This is a genomic window from Steroidobacter sp. (assembly GCF_016790065.1).
GTDB lineage: Bacteria > Pseudomonadota > Gammaproteobacteria > Steroidobacterales > Steroidobacteraceae > Steroidobacter.
Genome location: NZ_JAEUPY010000212.1, coordinates 1 through 6,082 on the forward strand (window position 1 = coordinate 1; position 6,082 = coordinate 6,082).

Annotated in this window: 3 protein-coding genes and 1 tRNA gene; all 4 read left to right on the forward strand. The window is 61.4% G+C overall.

The window, feature by feature from the left end; all coding sequences use genetic code 11:
- The first annotated feature begins 42 nt into the window (after positions 1-42).
- The 4 genes from JNL55_RS09060 (at position 43) to JNL55_RS09075 (ending at position 5,919) form a co-directional block, all read left to right on the forward strand.
- The gene (locus JNL55_RS09060) at positions 43-1,212 is read left to right on the forward strand and encodes an efflux RND transporter periplasmic adaptor subunit (RefSeq protein ID WP_415923044.1); all 1,170 of its coding nucleotides are present in this window, start codon (positions 43-45) and stop codon (positions 1,210-1,212) included.
- Between the two features lie 24 nt (positions 1,213-1,236).
- Positions 1,237-4,398 (forward strand): efflux RND transporter permease subunit, encoded by a 3,162-nt coding sequence (locus tag JNL55_RS09065; protein WP_293852247.1) that lies wholly within the window; start codon positions 1,237-1,239, stop codon positions 4,396-4,398.
- Entirely contained in the window at positions 4,395-5,792 is a 1,398-nt protein-coding gene (gene adeC, locus JNL55_RS09070) for an AdeC/AdeK/OprM family multidrug efflux complex outer membrane factor (protein WP_293852249.1), read from the forward strand. The genes JNL55_RS09065 and adeC overlap by 4 nt, the downstream gene beginning before the upstream one ends.
- A gap of 52 nt (positions 5,793-5,844) precedes the next feature.
- Positions 5,845-5,919, forward strand: a tRNA-Thr gene (locus JNL55_RS09075).
- Positions 5,920-6,082 lie beyond the last annotated feature (163 nt).

Sequence of the window (6,082 nt, forward strand, 5' to 3'; positions counted from 1 at the left end):
GTACAGTACGTTTTTAATTAGAACTTAGAGTTGGGAGTTCCCATGATCCGCCCGTTACGCGCACCTCTCGTCGCCCTCGCTTGCGTTACCGCTCTGGCCGCGTGTGGCAAACCGCCGATGGGACAAGGCGCCGCCCCACAAGGCACTCCTCAAGTGAGCACGGTGGTGGTGCAGCCGCAGCCCGTCGTTCTGACGACTGAGCTGCCTGGTCGCACTAGCGCAGTGTTGGTCGCGGACGTGCGGCCGCAAGTCACCGGCATCCTGCAGTCACGTCGCTTCGTCGAAGGCAGCAGCGTGAAAGCCGGCGACCTGCTCTATCAAATCGATCCCGCGACTTATCAAGCAGCGGTCGATAGCGCCGAGGCCGCGCTTGCGAAAGCTCAAGCGACTCAACACACGACTCGTTTGAAAGCCGAGCGGTATCGCGAGCTGATCGCGATCAATGCAGTGAGCCAGCAAGATGCCGATGACGCCGACGCTGCGTTGTTACAAGCGAACGCGGAAGTTGCTTCTGCCAAGGCGGCACTCACCAGCGCTCGCATCGACCTTGCCTACACTCGCGTGAGTTCGCCAATCAGCGGTCGCATCGGCAAATCTTCCGTGACCGCTGGCGCATTGGTCACTGCCAATCAGAGCAGCGCGCTCGCTACGGTTCAGCAACTCGACCCGATGTATGTGGACGTGACTCAGTCGAGCAACACGGTGTTGCGACTGAAGCGCGCGATTGCGGACGGTCAGCTGGGCGGCGCCACCGCCAAGGTGAAGCTGCTGTTCGATGACGGCACCGCGTATCCGTTGGAAGGCAAGTTGCAGTTCTCGGACGTGACCGTCGATGCGAATACCGGCTCAGTCACTTTGCGCGCTGAATTCCCGAATCCCAAAGGCGAGTTGTTGCCCAATCTGTACGTCCGCGCGGTGGTTGAAGAAGGCACGGTATCGAAAGCGCTGCTGATTCCTCAGCAAGCCGTCAGCCGTGACGCAACCGGCAAGCCGCGCGCCTTCGTCGTCGACAGCGACGGCAAGTTACAGCAACGCGACCTGCTCACTGAGCGCGCCATCGGCAATCAGTGGCTGGTCACTGGTGGCTTGCAAGCTGGCGATGTGTTGGTCGTTTCAGGCCAGCAGAAAGCGCAGCCCGGCGCATTGGTCGAAGCCACTCCCTACAAGTCCGCGACCGACGGCGAAAAGCTGGTCTCCACGGTCGCGATGTAACCCGATTCGCTCACGAGAAACGCCATGGTCCGCTTTTTTATCGACCGCCCCGTGTTTGCTTGGGTCATCGCGATCATCGTGATGCTCGGCGGCACGCTCGCGGTCACCTCACTTCCCATCGCACAGTATCCCGACATCGCGCCGCCCGCGATTTCGATTACTGCCAACTATCCTGGCGCCTCGGCGAAGACGCTGGAAGACACCGTCACGCAGGTGATCGAGCAAAAGATGAAAGGGCTCGACAACCTCGCTTATATGTCTTCCACCAGCGAGTCTTCGGGCCTGGTCACGCTCACGCTGACTTTCAAGAACGGCACCAATGCCGACACGGCGCAGGTTCAGGTGCAGAACAAGCTGTCGTTGGCGACGGCCTCTCTGCCTGAAGAAGTGCAGCGGCAAGGCCTGACGGTGGCCAAGGCCGTAACCAATTTCGTCAGCGTGCTGGCGTTCGTTTCCAAGGACGGCAGCATGAGCGCCGCCGATCTGAACGACTACGTCGCTGCCAACATTCAAGAAGCGCTGAGCCGCGTCGAAGGCGTGGGCGACACGCAGCTGTTCGGCACGCAGTACTCCATGCGCATCTGGCTCGATCCGAGCAAGCTCAACAACTATCGGCTGACTGCGCTGGACGCGAAGAACGCGATTCAGGCGCAGAACACCCAAGTGTCGGCCGGTCAGCTCGGTGGCTTGCCGGCTGTGAGCGGCCAGCAGCTCAACGCGACCATCACTGCGCAAACGCGTTTGCGTACGGCTGAACAGTTCGAAGACATTCTGCTTCGCACGCAGACCGACGGCTCGCAAGTGCGCTTGCGCGATGTCGCTCGCATCGAGCTGGGTAGCGAATCGTATGAGAGCCAAGGCCGTTATAACGGCAAGCCCACGGCCGCGCTGGCTCTGAAGCTGGCGACGGGCGCGAACGCGCTCGACACCATCGAGGCCATCGACGCCGAAATCGAACAGCTGCGTCCGTTCTTCCCGCAAGGCCTGGACGTGGTCAAGCCGTACGACTCCACGCCGTTCGTGCGCATCTCCATTCAGGAAGTGATCAAGACGCTGGTCGAAGCCATCGTGCTGGTGTTCCTGGTGATGTATCTGTTCTTGCAGAACTTCCGCGCCACGCTGATCCCGACGATTGCTGTGCCGGTGGTGCTGCTCGGCACGTTCGGCGTGATGGCCGTGTTCGGCTTCTCTATCAATACACTGACCATGCTCGCGATGGTGCTCGCCATCGGCTTGCTGGTCGACGACGCCATCGTGGTAGTCGAGAACGTGGAACGCGTGATGGCCGAGGAGCGCTTGTCACCGCTCGAAGCGACTCGCAAATCCATGAGCCAGATTACTGGTGCGCTCATCGGCGTCGCGTTGGTGTTGGCCGCTGTGTTCGTGCCAATGGCTTTCTTCAGCGGCTCCACGGGCGTGATCTATCGTCAGTTCTCGGTGACCATCGTCGCTGCGATGACACTGTCCGTGCTGGTGGCCATGGTGCTCACGCCGGCGCTGTGCGCGACCATGCTCAAGCCGGTCGATCCTTCGCATGCCCGCGCTACCACTGGCTTCTTCGGTTTCTTCAACCGTTGGCTGGACCGCGGCACCGCTCGTTATGAAGGCGGCGTGACCAGCATGCTGGGTCGCCGTCGTCGCTACCTGATCGCGTATGCCGTGCTGGTCGGCTTCGTGGCCATCGCCTTCACCAAGATTCCCACCGGCTTTTTGCCCGATGAAGATCAGGGCACCATTTTCGCCATCGTGCAGTTGCCGCCCGGCGCCACGCAGGACCGCACACTCGAGGTGATCAAACAAGTCGAGCGGCATGTGCTGGAAGATCAGAAGGACGCGGTCGAATCGGTACTCACTGTCGCTGGCTTCAGCTTCGCCGGTGGCGGCCAGAATGCCGGCATGGCATTCATCAAGCTGCGCCCGTGGGACGAGCGGACTCGTGCCGATCAGCAGATCGGCGCAGTCATCGCCAAAGCTTCGCAATACTTCGCGACCATTCAGGATGCGTCGGTGTTCGCGTTCGCGCCACCTGCCGTCGCTGAGCTTGGCAACGCCAGCGGTTTCGATTTGATGCTGCAGGATCGCGCCAACCTCGGTCACGACGCGCTCATGCAAGCTCGCAATCAATTGCTCGGCGCATTGAGCCAGGAGAGCAAGCTGGTAGGCGTGCGACCCAACGGCCAGGAAGACACGCCTGAACTGCGGCTGGTGATCGACACTCACAAGGCCGGTTCGATGGGCGTGTCGCTGGCCGATATCAACGACACCTTCTCCAGCGCCTGGGGCAGCGTGTACGTGAACGACTTCATCGACCGCGGTCGCGTGAAGAAGGTGTTCATGCAGGCCGATGCGCAATATCGAATGCTGCCCGAGGACATCAATCGCTGGTACGTGCGCAACGCCACCGGCGAGATGGTGCCGTTCAGCGCCTTCGCCAGCACTGAATGGGCTTCGGGCTCGCCGCGTCTGGAACGTTACAACGGTGTGCCGTCCATGGAAATTCTCGGCATGGCGCTGCCCGGCTCGGCGTCCAGCGGCGAGGCGATGGACATCGTGGAACAGCATGCGAAGCAGCTGCCACCGGGCATCGGTTTCGAATGGACCGGCGTGTCTTTGCAAGAGCGCGAAGCTGGCTCGCAGACCTTGCTGCTCTACACGCTGTCCATTGCCATCGTGTTCCTGTGCTTGGCCGCACTTTATGAGAGTTGGGCGATTCCGTTCGCCGTGATCCTGGTGGTGCCGCTGGGCGTGCTTGGCGCGCTGATCGCCGCCATGCTGATGTGGAAGATGAATGACGTGTACTTCCAAGTGGGTTTGCTCACCACCATCGGTCTCGCCTCCAAGAACGCGATTCTGATCGTCGAGTTCGCCAAGGACTTGTTTGCCCGCGGCACTGACTTGGTGACCGCGGCAGTGACAGCGGCCCGCATGCGGTTGCGACCGATCTTGATGACCTCGCTGGCCTTCATCCTCGGCGCGTTGCCGCTGATGCTCAGCACCGGTGCTGGCGCCGGCGCACGTAGCGCGCTCGGTGCTGCGGTGATCGGCGGCATGGTGTCGGGCACGGTGCTCGCGATCTTCTTCGTGCCGCTGCTGTTCGTCGTCGTGATGAAACTGTTTGCTCGCCAGCCCGCGTCGCCGAACGATGCACCGCTGGTGCTCGCCTCCGCTACGGAGACTTTGAAATGAGTTACGCAAAGTTATTGATTGGCAGCGTCGCGGCCTCGTGGTTGGCCGGTTGCACCATGACGCCCCGTTACGAACAACCGGCGGCGCCAGTCGCCGCGGAGTATCCCGATGCGGGTAGTGCTACGGCGTCGAGCATCGCGACCATTGAGTGGCAGGAGTTCTATGCCGATGCCAAGTTACGCGAGCTGATCGAGCTGGCTTTGACCAACAATCGTGACCTGCGAGTTGCCATTCTCAACATCGATCAGGCGCGTGCTCAGTATCGAATCCAGCGCTCGGACAGCTTTCCGAAGTTCAACGCCGCGGGTTCCATGAGTGCCACTCGCGTTCCGGCCAGCGTGTCGCAGACCGGCGAGTCGCTGACGACGCGTCAGTACGATGCGAACATCGGACTGAGCGCTTACGAGCTCGATCTGTTTGGCCGCGTGCGCAGCCTCAACGGTCAGGCGCTGGAGAATTTCCTGGCCACCAGTGAAGCGCGCAAAGCGACGCAGATCAGTTTGATTTCCGAAGTCGCCAACGCTTATCTGACTTGGGCGGCGGATCTGGAGCAGCTGGCTCTCGCGCAACAGACGTTGCAGAGTCAAAGCTCGAGCTACGATCTCACCAAACGTCGCTTCGAACTCGGCAGCGCGTCCGAGCTGACGTTGCGCCAGATTCAAACGAGCGTCGACACTGCACGCGTCAACGTCGCTACTTACACTCGGCTGATCGCGCAGGATCGGAATGCGCTGGTGTTGTTACTCGGCGCTGCCGTGCCCGAGAGCCTTGCGCCGACTTCGTTGAGCGATACCGTCAGCACCGTCGCCGAACTGCCCTCGGGCTTGCCTTCGGACTTGCTCAGCCGCCGCCCCGATATCGTGCAAGCCGAGCACGAATTGAAAGCCGCCAACTTCAATATCGGCGCTGCGCGTGCCGCCTTCTATCCGCGCATCACCCTGACCGGCTCGGCCGGCAGCAGCAGCAACGATCTCAACGGCCTGTTCGAGGCCGGCTCCGGCGCCTGGAGCTTCGTGCCCCAAATCAGCGTGCCCCTGTTCGCTGGCGGCGCCAACCGCGCCAACCTCGACGCCGCTCAGGTCGGCCGCCAGATCGAAGTCGCTCAATACGAGCACGCCATTCAAAGCGCCTTCCGCGAAGTCGCCGACGCCCTCGCCGAACGCAACACCTTGGGCGACCAACTCGCCGCTCGCCAGTCGCTGGTCGACGCCACCGCCACCAGCTTCCGCTTGTCCCAAGCCCGTTTCGAACGCGGCGTCGACAGCTACCTCGACGTGCTCGACTCGCAACGCTCGCTGTACACCGCCCAACAAGGCCTGATCGACGCCCGCCTGCAAAAACTCACCAATACCGTGACGCTGTACAAGGCTTTGGGCGGCGGCTGGTCGGAGTAAAAGGTTCCCGCCGGCCCGGATCTGGCTTACAATCCCCGCCCGCTTTTTTGGGGCCGGCTTAGCTCAGGGGTAGAGCTACTGATTTGTAATCAGTGGGTCGGGGGTTCGAATCCCTCAGCCGGCACCATCTCCCGATTCAAGAACATCCAATGATGTTTCTCGAATCAAGAAAGACGCAGAAAATTCCCGCGAATCCTGTCCGCCAGGATCCAAAGCCGTACGTTGACAGCCTAGCATAGGCGGGGGTATGTGTAGGGGTATCTTCCCCTCACCCAAGCCGCGTACCCCCA

Bases quoted from the DNA above. Each gene is read 5' to 3' on its own strand.
- JNL55_RS09060 (WP_415923044.1), top strand. From the start codon at position 43: ATGATCCGCCCGTTACGCGCACCTCTCGTCGCCCTCGCTTGCGTTACC.
- JNL55_RS09065 (WP_293852247.1), top strand. From the start codon at position 1,237: ATGGTCCGCTTTTTTATCGACCGCCCCGTGTTTGCTTGGGTCATCGCG.
- adeC (WP_293852249.1), top strand. From the start codon at position 4,395: ATGAGTTACGCAAAGTTATTGATTGGCAGCGTCGCGGCCTCGTGGTTG.